This is a genomic window from Aestuariimicrobium kwangyangense DSM 21549 (genome assembly GCF_000421525.1).
Classification (GTDB): Bacteria; Actinomycetota; Actinomycetes; order Propionibacteriales; family Propionibacteriaceae; genus Aestuariimicrobium; species Aestuariimicrobium kwangyangense.
This window is the reverse complement of the sequence record NZ_ATXE01000001.1, coordinates 946,826-959,318: the sequence shown is the minus strand read 5'-3', so window position 1 is coordinate 959,318 and position 12,493 is coordinate 946,826. Positions and strand designations below refer to the sequence as shown.

The 12,493-nt window shown below is 69.3% G+C and carries 14 protein-coding genes and 1 tRNA gene; 8 read left to right on the top strand and 7 right to left on the bottom strand.

The genetic code is table 11. The features are described 5' to 3' along the window. The first annotated feature begins 55 nt into the window (after positions 1-55). The 3 genes from H507_RS0104180 to H507_RS0104170 all read left to right on the top strand — a co-directional run bounded on the left by H507_RS0104180 (position 56) and on the right by H507_RS0104170 (position 1,703). A complete protein-coding gene (locus tag H507_RS0104180) occupies positions 56-442 on the top strand; it encodes an FmdB family zinc ribbon protein (protein ID WP_022909467.1) in 387 nt (128 codons plus the stop codon). A 58-nt stretch (positions 443-500) separates the two neighbouring features. After that, positions 501-1,151, top strand: coding sequence for an SAF domain-containing protein (locus tag H507_RS14625; RefSeq protein ID WP_022909466.1), 651 nt, complete (start codon positions 501-503; stop codon positions 1,149-1,151). Between the two features lie 186 nt (positions 1,152-1,337). Next, positions 1,338-1,703, top strand: coding sequence for an MscL family protein (locus H507_RS0104170; protein WP_022909465.1), 366 nt, complete (start codon positions 1,338-1,340; stop codon positions 1,701-1,703). 408 nt (positions 1,704-2,111) lie between these two features. Here H507_RS0104170 and H507_RS0104165 read toward each other — a convergent pair whose 3' ends face one another. Beyond that, complete coding sequence (locus H507_RS0104165; RefSeq protein ID WP_022909464.1) at positions 2,112-2,504, bottom strand: hypothetical protein; 393 nt, start codon at positions 2,502-2,504, stop codon at positions 2,112-2,114. After that, the gene (locus H507_RS0104160) at positions 2,501-3,889 is read right to left on the bottom strand and encodes a UTP--glucose-1-phosphate uridylyltransferase (RefSeq protein WP_022909463.1); all 1,389 of its coding nucleotides are present in this window, start codon (positions 3,887-3,889) and stop codon (positions 2,501-2,503) included. The genes H507_RS0104165 and H507_RS0104160 overlap by 4 nt, the downstream gene beginning before the upstream one ends. Before the next feature lie 127 nt (positions 3,890-4,016). On the opposite strand from H507_RS0104160, the gene H507_RS0104155 reads away from it, so the two are divergent. Then, a tRNA-Arg gene (locus H507_RS0104155) sits at positions 4,017-4,089 on the top strand. A 97-nt stretch (positions 4,090-4,186) separates the two neighbouring features. Here H507_RS0104155 and trxA read toward each other — a convergent pair. From trxA to H507_RS14620, 3 genes are all read right to left on the bottom strand, one after another. Continuing rightward, positions 4,187-4,555: a thioredoxin gene (trxA, locus tag H507_RS0104150; protein WP_022909462.1), complete on the bottom strand. Its 369-nt coding sequence runs from the start codon at positions 4,553-4,555 to the stop codon at positions 4,187-4,189. Between the two features lie 101 nt (positions 4,556-4,656). Next, a complete protein-coding gene (locus tag H507_RS0104145; RefSeq protein WP_022909461.1) occupies positions 4,657-5,346 on the bottom strand; it encodes an iron-dependent transcriptional repressor DtxR in 690 nt (229 codons plus the stop codon). Beyond that, positions 5,343-6,521, bottom strand: coding sequence for an N-acetylglucosamine-6-phosphate deacetylase (locus H507_RS14620; protein WP_022909460.1), 1,179 nt, complete (start codon positions 6,519-6,521; stop codon positions 5,343-5,345). The genes H507_RS0104145 and H507_RS14620 overlap by 4 nt, the downstream gene beginning before the upstream one ends. A 125-nt stretch (positions 6,522-6,646) precedes the next feature. Here H507_RS14620 and H507_RS0104135 point away from each other — a divergent pair, with 125 nt between their 5' ends. Further along, the gene (locus H507_RS0104135; RefSeq protein ID WP_026377752.1) at positions 6,647-7,279 is read left to right on the top strand and encodes an acVLRF1 family peptidyl-tRNA hydrolase; all 633 of its coding nucleotides are present in this window, start codon (positions 6,647-6,649) and stop codon (positions 7,277-7,279) included. A gap of 284 nt (positions 7,280-7,563) precedes the next feature. Further along, entirely contained in the window at positions 7,564-8,481 is a 918-nt protein-coding gene (locus H507_RS17180) for an endonuclease domain-containing protein (RefSeq protein ID WP_022909458.1), read from the top strand. Between the two features lie 174 nt (positions 8,482-8,655). Here H507_RS17180 and pdxH read toward each other — a convergent pair whose 3' ends face one another. Then, positions 8,656-9,408, bottom strand: coding sequence for a pyridoxamine 5'-phosphate oxidase (pdxH, locus tag H507_RS14610; RefSeq protein WP_022909457.1), 753 nt, complete (start codon positions 9,406-9,408; stop codon positions 8,656-8,658). Positions 9,409-9,472: 64 nt separating this feature from the next. On the opposite strand from pdxH, the gene serC reads away from it, so the two are divergent. Next, a complete protein-coding gene (gene serC / locus H507_RS0104120; protein WP_022909456.1) occupies positions 9,473-10,588 on the top strand; it encodes a phosphoserine transaminase in 1,116 nt (371 codons plus the stop codon). Positions 10,589-10,628: 40 nt separating this feature from the next. Here the strand turns inward: serC and H507_RS0104115 are convergent, their stop codons facing one another. Next, entirely contained in the window at positions 10,629-11,684 is a 1,056-nt protein-coding gene (locus H507_RS0104115) for a hypothetical protein (RefSeq protein WP_022909455.1), read from the bottom strand. Positions 11,685-11,810: 126 nt separating this feature from the next. Between H507_RS0104115 and H507_RS0104105 the strand changes: the two genes are divergently transcribed. Then, positions 11,811-12,491, top strand: a complete 681-nt coding sequence (locus tag H507_RS0104105) for a hypothetical protein (RefSeq protein WP_022909454.1) — start codon at positions 11,811-11,813, stop codon at positions 12,489-12,491. Positions 12,492-12,493: the final 2 nt, after the last annotated feature.

Here is a 12,493-nt window from a genome sequence, read left to right as displayed (position 1 = left end):
AACTGCCCCGGGGGCAACCCCCACGCAGGTAGTCCAGACTCCAGAAGAGATGCCGATGCCCACCTATCAGTACCGCTGCACCGAGTGCGGGGCCGACCTCGAGGTCGTCCAGAAGTTCACCGACTCCGCCCTCACCGAGTGCCCGGAGTGCGGCGGCGACCTGCGCAAGGTGTTCAACGCGGTGGGCGTGGTCTTCAAGGGATCGGGCTTCTACAAGACCGATTCCCGAGGCTCGAAGAGCGCCTCGTCGCCTGCAGCCAGCGGCGCGGGGTCCAATGGTGCTGGGTCCAGTGGTTCTGGTGGCAACAGCGTCGCCGGTGGGGGCGAGTCCGCTTCCCCCAGTCCCGCCGCAGCTTCGACGGGGTCCTCCTCTGCTGCCAACGGCACGACGAAGGTCTCTGCGTCAAGCACTTCTTCGCAATCCACAGCCAAGGCCAGCTGACCTCGCCGATCTGTGCACGAGTGGTGCAGCAGTGGTCTCTGCACCGCACAACTGAGGTGTGACCCGCCTCCCCGACCTGGCCCGCACCCGCGACTCCTTCGTGGCCGCCCTGCGCTGGCACCGCCGAACCTTGGCAGCGCTGGCCGTCGGACTCGCCGTCCTGAGTGCACTCTCGGTGCTGCGACCCGACCCTCCCCCGACCACCAGAGTGGTGGTCTCAGCCCGTGACCTGCCTGCTGGCACGCACCTGTCGCGCGGTGACCTGCGGCTGGTGGAGTGGCCCGACGTCGCTGCCCCTCCCGGTGCACCGACCTCCGTCGACCAGGTTGCGGGGCGGGTGCTGGTGATTGCCCTTCCCCGCGGTACCGCGCTGATCCCGGGCGCAACGCTGGGTGAGCGCTCGGCCGGTGCGGGGCAGGTGCTGGTTCCCTTCAGACTGTCCGACCCCGCGGTGGCCAGCCTGCTGCGGGTCGGAGACGTCGTCAATGTGGTCGCCCAGTCGGCCGACGGGGAGGCCCGGACGATCGCCACCTCTGCCCGGGTGAGCGCGCTGGTGGCCGACGCGGCGGCAACTGGCCCCTTGGGCGGGGGCGTGACGGCCTCCGACGAAGGGGTGGTGGTGATCGCGACCGATCCAGCCACGGCCGAGCGGGTGGCGGCAGCGTCCTCGTCCGAGGGACTGTCGGTCACGCTGGGAGCGCCCTCGTGAGGTCCATCCACGCCCACCTGGTGCACCGGGGCGTGTCAACACCTGGGCTGACAATTGGCTCAACATCCTGCGCCCTCCGGCCCTGCCTGCACGCCACGCCTCAGCGCCGTGAGTAGGCTCTCGCCTCGAAGTGGGTCCGTCAGTCCCTGCCTGGGGCTGCCACTTCGACAACAGAAAGGAGATCCCATGAAGGGGTTCAAGGACTTCGTCATGCGCGGCAATCTCGTCGAGCTGGCCGTCGCCTTCATCATCGCCACGTCGTTCGCGGAGGTCGTCAAGACCTTCACCGCCATCATCCTCGCCCTGCTGGGCAAGCTCGGTGGCACCCCGAACTTCGACAAGTACGCCCCGGGTGGCATTCCTGTGGGCGTCTTCCTGACCGCACTGGTGGCATTCCTGATCCTCGCGGCCGTGGTGTACTTCGGCATCGTCAAGCCCTACGAAGCCGCCAAGGCTCGTTTCGCCAAGGACCCGGAGGTGGTCGAGGTGGCCTCCCCCGAGGCCGTGCTGCTCACCGAGATTCGCGACCTGCTCAGCGCTCCTCGCGTCTGACCCCAGGGCTTCACCGCCTCGCACACGCGGCGGGTGGGGCCACATCGAAGAACCCCTCGTCACAACGGAGTGGCGGGGGGTTCTTCCATGGCTGTGGTGTCGGCGGGGTTCCCGGCGGCCTGACCGGTCGGGACGTCTCGTCCGGGGACAGGCTCCCCGACGAGTGCCGGAGCCGGTGCCCGGAGCCGGTGCCCCGATGCCGCCCCGGTTGCCGCCTCTTCGCACCACCTGCCTCGCCTCGGCGCAGTTGCCCCCGACCGGGGGTAGGGCAGGTGCACGTTCCGGGGGCAGGTTGCGCGGGAAGCGGGCAGGTTGGTTGGCACGCACCCGCGCCGCACCCGCCGATCACCGTCCCCCTGCGCGGGACCTGTCCACGGTGCGCAGGGGTTCCCCCCGTCCCGCGCCTAGTCAGACGTTGCCGTGGTGAGGCGGCCGGTCGGCCAGTAGCCGCTGTTCGGCAGGGCCGAGCACCGCGGGCCCGACGCGGTGGGTGCGGTGGAGGCCCGTCAGCCCCGTCAACCTCCGCACCGAGGCAAGAACGGCGTGGAGCTGTCCAGCACCCAGCGTCCGTACCAGGTCGGCCGGCAACGGGTGCGGCCACGCTTGTTCGGCTTGCTGGCACTGCATTCGGTGCTCGCGCAGCCGGTCCCTGTCCCACCCGGACGAGGCCAGAGCTGCCACCAACGCCTCCGGATCCGGGCCCGGCTCCTCGTCCGCCACGTCCTCAGCGGGATCCTGTCCCGTGAGGGCCAGTCGGACGGCCCGCAGCCACGGATCGCCGAGCGGGGCCGGATCCGTCACGGGGTCCAGCCCTCGTCCACCGTGGTGCCGTCGGGAATCGTCCGGGGTTCGTCCGTGGTCAGGGACACGTCGCCCACAACGGAGACATCCCTGCCGAAGGTGAAGTCGCCCTTCACACGCAGCGCACTGGCCCGGCTGAGCGAGGGTGCATCGGGCACCCTGCGGTCGAAGTCCTTGATCACCTTGTAGTGGTCGCCGTCGAGATCGACCAGCGGGGTCGAATCGCCGGTGGCGACGAGTCGTCCCAGGTCGTCCAACCGGTAGCAGTCGGAGCGAACCAGCAGTAGCTCGTTCGTGGTCTTCACCGGCAGGAACCGTGACCGATCGACGCAGATGGCCGTGGCGCCCTCGAAGACCTCGATGGCGGCGCCCATGGCCGACTCGATCTGGATGACCTTCGGTGTCGACTTGTCGGCCGGGTCGACCGTCTTGGCGTTCTTGATCAGCGGGAGCCCGAGCACGGAGTCGCGCTCGGCCAAGGTGTCGCGCAGCGCCTGCAGGTCGAACCACAGGTTGTTGGTGTGGAAGAAGGGGTGGCGGTGTTCGTCGGTGAAGAAGTGCATCTCGTCATCAGCCGTCTGGGCGGTGTCACGCAGGATCAGCTGTCCGTCGGCCTTGCGGATGGCCAGGTGTCCACCCTTGCGGTCGTTGACGGTTCGGTGGCAGACCTCCGCGGCATACGGCGCTCCGGACGAGGCGAACCAACCCGCGATGCGGGGGTCGGGAGCCGCACCGAGATTGTCACCGTTGGAGACGGACGCGTAGCGGAATCCGGCCTCGAGCAACTGGTCGAGCAGCCCTGATGCCTCCAGAGCCGTGTACAGATCGCCGTGACCGGGCGGGCACCATTCGAGCGTGGGATCGGCCGGCCACTCGACGGGTTCGAGGGTGTCGGCGGTGAGCTTGGGCTCCTGGTTCTGCAGGAAGTCCAAGGGCAGACCCTCGACGGGCAGGTCGGGGTGGGCAGCCAGCGCTGCCAGGGAGTCCTGCCGGGTGCGGAAGGAGTTCATCAGGATCAGCGGGAGCCGCGCCCCGTAGCGTTCGCGGGCTGTGAGCACCTGGCCAACGATCAGGTCGAGGAAGGTCTTTCCGTCGCGAACCTCGAGCAGGGTCTTCGCCCGGTCGAGACCCATCGAGGTGGCCAAGCCGCCATTGAGCTTGATCATCACGGTGCGGTCGAGCGCGGCGTCCGCATCCTCGTCGGTGACGTCCACCTGGTCGAGCATCGGCACCTCGAGCATCGGCTCGATGCTCTCCTCGAGGATCAGCCCCGATGCTCCCGTCTCGAGCTGCCGGTAGTAGTGGCTGAACACCTCGATCGCGGCATCCGCGACACCGGCATCACGCATCTTCTGCTGGGCCTTGGCCAGTCCCTCAACACTCATGGGGCCAGTCTAGGGACGCGCGGACACCGACAGAGGCGGGGCGGGATTGTGGCCAACCCCGTCGCTCCATCTAGGCTGATCCTTGGACTTCTGCATTCCTGGACCTCGGCTCAGGACCGGAGCCCATGGCCCTGTAGCTCAGTGGATAGAGCAGAGGTTTCCTAAACCTTGTGTCGTAGGTTCGACTCCTATCAGGGCCGCAAGACGTGAAGAACCCCGCCGTCCATGACGGCGGGGTTCTCCATTCAGCTGCTGCGGTCAGACCGCGCGGGTTGCGCCCAGTCGGTCAGTGGAGGCTCAGGCCTCGGCACCCTCGGACGCCTTGGCCTTGGCGAGCTCCTCTGCGGGGATCGCCTTGATCTGGCCAATCAGGTCGTCCAGCTGGCGGCCATTGAGCAGGCCGGCCTGGCGGAAGACGAGCTGCCCCTCGCGGAAGGCCATGATCGTCGGGATCGAGCTGATCTCCAGCGCGGCAGCGACATCGCGCTCCGCCTCGGTGTCGAGCTTGGCGAAGGTGACGTCCTCGTGGCGGTTCGAAGCGTCCTCGTAGATCGGGCCGAAACGCATGCACGGGCCACACCAGCTCGCCCAGAAGTCCATCAGCACCACGTCGGATCCGTCGATGGTGCTGGCGAAGTTGTCCTTGTTCACGGCAACGGTGGCCATGTCTTGTCCTCTCGTCAGCCCGCCTCTTGGTGACGGGCACGGTCACGTAGTGGAACGCCCCTGCGGGTTCGCACTATTCCCGGCCACGAATCTGCCCGGGCTCACACCGGGCGGACGAACAATCCCTCGGCCACGGTCGGCGCCACCTCGCACTCGTGCTCACCGACGAGCAACGTGTAGCCGTAGGGGGCCAGGCGCACCGTCATCGTCACCCCGGGGCGCACCCCGGCCTCCGCCAGGTGCGAGAGCACCTCTGCCTCGGCCTGCACGTGTTCACTCATCCGCACCAGCCTGACCTTCACCTCACCGGAGGAGGGGACGAGTTCATGCAGCGGCACGTTGTCCTCGCGGAAGTCCTCCGGGGTGCTGGTAAGACCCAGGTCGACCAGTCCGGGGATCGGGTTGCCGTAGGGAGACTCGGTGAGGTCACCGAGCATCGACACGAGCCGGGCCTCGACCTCGTCGGAGATCACGTGCTCCCAGCGACAGGCCTCGTCGTGGACGAGTTGCCAGTCGAGACCGATCACATCGGTGAGCAGGCGCTCGGCCAGTCGGTGCTTGCGCATCACGGCCACGGCGAGGTGATGCCCCTGCTCCGACAGCAGGATCCGTCGGTCGTCCGCGACGTGGAGCAGCCCGTCGCGTTCCATCCGCGCGACCGTCTGCGACACGGTGGGCCCACTCTGGTGCAGCCGCTCGGCGATCCTGGCCCGCAGCGGTGGGATCCCCTCCTCGATCAGTTCGTAGACCGTCCGCAGGTACATCTCGGTTGTGTCGATCAACTCACTCATGGTTGCTCCCCCTCGGTCGTGCCGGCCGCCGTCAGCCAGCGACCGCGGCGCATCACCCGCCGCAGATGTGCACCATCGTCCAACACGCAGAGGTTCGCCAGCCTTCCCGGTGACAATTCCCCCACCTCGTCGAGATGGTGCCAGCGCGCGGGTGAGGTCGAAGCCATCACTGCCGCCTCACCGATCCCGACACCCACCTCGTCGACGAGGAAGGTGACTGCCTGGTCCATGGTCAGGGTCGAGCCCGCGATCGGTCCGGGGGCATCGCCCGCCACCACGATGCGGGCGACCCCGTCGAGCACGTCGACCTGCAGGCTGCCCAGTACGTAGCGCCCATCGGCTTGTCCCGTGGCAGCCATGGCGTCGGTGACCACCAGCACGCGGTCGATGCCGGCCGCCTCGATGGCCATCCGCACCGTGTCAGCGTGCAGGTGGATCCCGTCGCAGATCAGTTCCACCGACACCCGTTCGTCGGTCAGCAGCCACGGGATGGGCCCCGGCTTGCGGTGGTGGATGCCGGTCATGGCGTTGAACAGGTGCGTCACGGTGGTCACGCCTGCCTCGATGGAGGTGCGCGCCTCGTCCCCCAGCCCGTCGGTGTGGCCGAAGGCGACTGCGACACCCGCCTTGGTGAACTGCTTGACGGCATCCATTCCGCCCGGGAGTTCGGGGGCGAGCGTGACCATGGCGATCGCCTCGCCGCCGGCTGCCAGCAGTCGTCCCACCGCTTCGGGAGTCGGGTCGATCAGCAGGGTCTCGTCATGGGCGCCCTTGTGGGCGTGTGAGAGGAAGGGTCCCTCGAGGTGGATCCCGTCGACCTCACCGGCCTCGACCAACCTCCGAAGACCGGCCACCTGGGCGACCAGGTCGTCGAGGTGCTCGGTCACCGTCGAGGTGAAGAGGCTGGTGGTTCCGTGGGCGCGGTGGTACCTGACCGCCGTCAGCACGTTCTCGGGATAGGGATCGGAGTAGCTGTGGCCCGCCGCGCCGTGGCCGTGCACGTCGACGAACCCGGGCACGAGCCAGCCCTCGACGAATTCAGCATCAGGGTCGATGCCGGGCGTCACTGACACGATGCGATCGCCCTCCACATGCACCGTGGCCGCCTGCGCGTGGGCGCGGCCCTGACCGGTGTCGACTCCGGTGACGACGTGGTGGGCGGCGATGGCGGGCATGCATGGACTCCTGCTAGTAGCGCGTGGGACGCGACCTGGGTCTGAGGGGGTGGGGCCAGTCTGTCAGATGGGCACTGTGGCGACCGCGGCAGACCGACACCTGGGGCGTGGGCCAGACTGCAGTCATGGAACAGCGCCGCGTCATCGTGGCCGCCGAGCGGGTGCGCCGCTGGTTCGAGAACTTCGGCGCCCGCCATGGTGGCTTCTCCTTGATCTGGGACGAGGGCCACGTGATCGCGCACGCGGCCGACGGCGCCGAGGCAATGGTGTCGTCCGGCTGGGGCGCCCTGCCGGAGCTGGTGGAGGTAGAGGACCTGAGCGCGTGGTTCCTGACCGAACGCACCATCGGGGTGGTGGTCGCCCGCAAGGGAGCCCACGCGGTGGCCGAGTTCGAGGGCCGGGAGCTGCGGGTCAGCAAGGTCGACACCCACTACGTGCAGGGTCGCACCAAGGCGGGGGGCTGGTCGCAGCAACGCTACGCTCGCCGACGGCAGAACCAGGCCGACAAGGCATCTCACGAGGCGGCGGACGAGGCTGCCCGCATCCTGCTGCCCGTGCTCGAGAGCCTCGAGGCCGTGGTCTGCGGTGGCGATCACCAGGCGATCGCCACCATCCTGCAGGACCCCCGCCTCGCCCCACTGCGACCGCTGCTGTCGGGCCACGGGGTGCTCCCCGCGCCGGAACCCCGGCGGGTGACCCTGATCGAGGTGGTCGACCTGGCCAGGTCCGCCACCATCACCCTCAACGAGTTGGCCTGAGCGGCAGTCACGGCGGCCCGGCCTGGGGCACCTCGACACGGGGCGCCCTGGGATCTGCTCGGCCCTGGAGCTGCGAATCGTGCACCTGAACGGCACATCGCAGCCCGATCGGGACGTGATTGCCGAGTCAGGTGCTCGGGCTGCAGCTCGGCAGCTGGGCTGCTCCGGCTGCGTCCCCGTGCTCCCAGCCCCGCCGCCCCGGCTCCATCACGTTCAACCCGTCACGAAGCCGAGTTGTCCACAGGCTGTACGGAGGTCGTCCTCCGGCGGTCCATGGTTGGGGCATGGGCAAGCACGATGACGAGATCGGCCACCTGCTGCGCCGCTCCCACGGCGTGATCAGGGCGTCCTCGCACCCACACCTGCGAGCGGCCGTGACGAGTTTGGTCGCACAAGGGGTGCTGGTGAGGCCGGCACCAGGGTTGGTGGCAGCAGCCTCCATGCTGGGCCAGCTCGAGACCTCCCTGGAGATCGTGCGTGAGTGGCAGCCAGACGCGGTGCTGCTCGGGCGGGCGGCGATCGCTGTCGACTGGTGCCCGGAACTTTCCTGCGAGGAGGTCTCCATCGCCATCAGCGGACGACCCACCCGAACCGTGCTGGGGCTCCGGGTGTTCCGCGCTCAGTACCCCGGTGAACTGGTGACGGAGCGCCATGGTCACCTGCTGCTGACCCCGCCGGCCGCGGCCCTGTGGAGTGCCGCACGCGGGGACTGGGACCCGTTGTGCACGACCCTCCGGCGGCGCGGCGATGTGACCCCAGCCACCCTGATGAGGACAGCCGCCCTGGCACCACGGGCCGAAGGACCCGGCTGGCGCGCCGCGGCCGCTCGCGCCCGGCGCAACCCGTGGTCGGTGGCCGAGGTCGACCTCCACGACTTCTTCAGGGCTGCACGCCTCATCGGCTGGGAGGGCAACCCACGCATGGTGCTCGACGGGAGGGTGGTGTTCCCTGACGCCCGGTTCGTCGCATCACGGACGATCGTCGAGGTCGACTCCGAGCAGCACCATGGGGGCCCGGTGGCGCGGATCCGTGACAACGAGCGCCGAAACCTGTTCACGAGCCACGGCTGGAAGGTGCTCAACCTGACCCCGACCGAGATCGCCACCCAGCCCGGGCGCGCCATCGCACGCATCCGGCAGCTGCTGCACCAGCGAGAAATGCTCCCCGAGAGGCCACAAGAGCGGCGCGCCCCGGCCGCCTGAGGTGGTCCTACCCGTCCTGGGTCTGCAGGATGTGCACCCGAAACGCCCATCGCAGCCCGATCGGCACGCGATTGCCCGTTCAGGGGCGCTCGCTGCAGTTGGCGTGAACGTGTCGGGCGCTCCTCACCTGCGAACTAGCGGGGCTCGGCCCAGGTCGGCAACGTTCCAAGGCGATCAGGGGTTGAGGCGGGTGCTGCTCCAGTCACCATCCAGCAGGGTCGAGGCCACCCGGTCGTGCAGCCGGCTCGGCTGCCCCTGCCAGAACTCGAAGCGGCTCGGTCGCACCCGATAGCCGCCCCAGCCGGGCGGGCACGGCACCTCGACTCCGTCGAACCGTGCGGTGACCTCGGCGAGGGCGCGGTCGAGGTCGTCCCGACCCGCGAGGGGCTCACTCTGGTGCGAGGCCCAGGCCCCAAGCTGCGACCCGCGGGGACGCGTCGCGAAGTACGCCTCGGTCTCGGCCCGGTCCACCGCCGTCGCCGCGCCCTCGATGCGCACCTGCCGCATCAACGACGGCCACCAGAACAGCACGCTCACCAGCGGGTGGTCGGAGATGTTGCGCCCCTTGCGGGAGGTCGCGTGGGTGAAGAAGACAAGGCCACGCTCGTCCCACTCCTTCAGCAGCACCACCCTGCTGGTGGGCTGCGGACCGGCCGGTGTCAGGTCGACGGTGCTCACGACCATCGCGTTGGGCTCGTCGAGGCGTCCGGCCTGCTTCTCGGCCGTCGCCTGCTCGAACCACGCCCCGAAACAGCCCCACGGGTCGAACTCGGTGAGATCGAGCGGCAGCAGGTCGCCGTGGTAGTCGACGCGCTGGTCGTGGAGATTGCGGGTGTCGTGGAGGTTGCGGGTGTCGTGGACGTTCCCGGCCTCGCGCGGATCGCCGGTGTCTCCAGGTTTGCCGAGTACGGGCATGCGATCAGCCATGGCCCCATTGTTCACCCCACAGACCACCGGCTCCCGCCAGCGGCGGCTTTGACACAATCGGCCCATGACCCTGCGACTGCCCGCCCAACTGCTGCCCGCCGACGGACGGTTCGGCAGCGGTCCGACCAAGATCCGGCGCGAGGCTCTCGAGGCCCTGGGACGGGCCAACGACCTGATGGGCACCAGCCACCGGCAGGCCCCAGTGAAATCCCTCGTGCGGCGGATCAAGGAACAACTGATCGCCCTGCATGGTGCCCCCGAGGGCTACGAGGTGGTGCTCGGGAACGGGGGCTCCACCCTCTTCTGGGACGCGGCGGTCAGCTCGCTGATCGACCAGCGCAGTGCCCACGGTGTCTACGGGGAGTTCAGTCGCAAGTTCGCCACCGCTGCGGCACGGGCTCCCTTCCTGGCATCCCCGGCCATCAGCGAGGCCGAGCCGGGATCCATCGCCCTGCCCACGGCCACGGATGCGGACGTGTACGCCTGGGCGCAGAACGAGACCTCCACGGGGGCCGCGGCCCCGGTCGTCCGCCCCAACGGCACCGAGGGTGCCCTCGTGGTGGTGGACGCCACGTCGGCGGCGGGCGGCATGGAGGCTGACCTGTCGCAGACCGACGTCTACTACTTCGCACCGCAGAAGAACTACTCCTCCGACGGCGGTCTCTGGCTGGCCTTCGTCTCGCCGGCGGCGCTGGAACGCTCCGCGCGGATCACCGCCGAGCGTTGGGTGCCCGACACGCTCAACCTCACGGTGGCGGCCACCAACTCGGCCGCCGATCAGACGCTGAACACCCCGGCGCTGGGCACGCTCTTCCTGCTCGACCAGCAGTTGCGCTGGATGCTCGACCAGGGCGGCATGTCGTTCGCGGCCGGCCGCACCCGGGCATCGTCCCAGACGGTCTACGAGTGGGCCGAGGGTCATGAGTTGGCGACGCCCTTCGTGACCGACCCCGCCCTCCGCAGCCAGGTGGTGTGCACGATCGACTTCTCCGACGAGGTCGACGCGGCCGCGCTGGCCAGGCAGTTGAGGGCGAACGGCATCGTGGACGTCGAGCCGTACCGCAAGTTGGGTCGCAACCAGTTGAGGATCGCCTGCTTCACCTCGATCGATCCCGAGGACGTCGCCCAGCTCACCCGGTGCATCGACTGGCTGCTGGAGCAACCAGACCTCAAGGCCTGACAGCGGCCCGCCCCGGGAGCCGGGCGGGGTCGTCCGAAGGTCAGCGGCGACGCCCGATCAGGGTGACGGCGCCGGCGAGGATCGCGACCACCAGGGCGATCCCGATGGCGAGCACCGTGCCGCTGGTCTGACTCTGCCAGATGCTGGGCGCCTTGGTCGGCTGCGCACTGGGCTGCGCCGACTGGCTGCTGCCGGACGAGGGGGTGGCCGAGGCCGACGGGGTGGGCGTCGGGGCCGGCGGGGTGGCAGTGGAGATGCCGGTCGGCAGGCTCATCGGCACGACCGTGCTGGGGCTCCCCGTGACCCCGACCATCAGCGGTGCCCCGGCGATGCCGGTGGTGATCGACTCCCCAGCGGGCCAGCCCTCGATCGGACCCCGGGCCACGGTCGCGAACGTGTAGGCGTTGACGAGGGTGACCCCGAGCGGACTACGCAACGCCATCTGCTGGCCGTCGGCGGTGAAGGTTCCGTCCGAGACGTCAGCCGGCGCGCTCCCCACCCGTCGCAGCGCGACCGTCGTCCCAGCGGTGGGCTGTTGGGCAGGTCGGTAGATGCCGGGGTCCTGGCCCCTCGTGACCACGTAGAGATTGCCCTTCGGGCTCACCAGCAAGGCCGCCGCGTCGCGCGCCCCGTCGGGGTAGGTGAGGGTGAACACCTGGGGATTGCGTGACCCACCACGTGGCTCGGCGATGCGCAGCACCTGGATCGAGCTGCGGGTGGCCTCGCGGTCACCGATGTCGCCCACGTAGAGCACACCGTCACGCCAGGCCAGCGCCTGCACGTCGGTCACCTTGGGCGCGGGCCAACTGACCGTGCTCACCGTGGCACCCGTCTCGCCGACGGCTGTGACCTCGTTGGCCGTGGGGTTGCTGACCATCCAGAACACCGACCGCTCGGCGTCCCCGGCCAGACCCGTCAGCGCCGGGGTTCCCTCAAGCTTCAGCACGCCGTCGTCGGCACCTGCCAGCAGCACGCCCATCACCTGGGACGAGGCGAGCAGGGCCCCCGCGACCGCGGCGTGGACCAGTCGACGCGTGACCCGGGTGGTGGGCCGACGATCGGGGCGTCGTCCGTGGTGGCGACCGGCAACAGTCATGACAGCAATGCTCCCACGACCACGATGATCACCAGCACGACCAGCACACTGGTGACGATCAGGCGGCGGGAGCGTGGGTTCACGCTGACCAGAGTAAAGCCCGCACCCATTGGTTACCGTTGGCCCATGGGCGAGTTGCGGATGCACGCGTTGTCGATCCACGAGGTGCGCGACATGTTCGGCGCCGACGCCGAACTGGCCGGCCGGCTGCGCGCGATCGCCTCCGACACGTTCCGGGTGCCAGCCGCGGAGCAGCGCCCGCGAGGCCTGTTGGGCAAGCTCGGACCGGTGTTCCGGTCCAATCCCGGGCCGGTCGTGCCCGATGGCACGCCGCTGCCCTCGGACTGGGAGACCCTGATCCGTGGTCACTACGTCGCCCCCGAACGGCTCGAGGTGTCGTGGAAGGTGGTCGACGCGTGGGTCGATGCCCTCGACTGGCAGACCTGGCACGCCGACCTCGGTTCCCGACAGCTGGATGACCTCGACTTCGCCCTCACCAAGGCCGGCCTGCCCAGCCGATTCGGGCTGCGCAAGTTGATGGCGGACGATCCGCAACTGCCTTTGCGAGCCGCGAACGGCATGCGGATCGGCTACTCGAAGTCGGGGCACGTCACCGCCACTGCTGCCGAGTTGGGAGCGGTGCTCGACCGGGTCGAGGGCGAGGAGAACCTCGCCCGGGCGCGCAGCCTGCACGCCTTCTTGTCACTCTTCCCGGGACTGGCCGAGCAGGCCCGGGGAGCCGGACGCCCCGGCCCCGACCTGTTCCTGGTCTGGTGGGAGACCCCACGTGAGCAGCTCGGCAGCTGAGC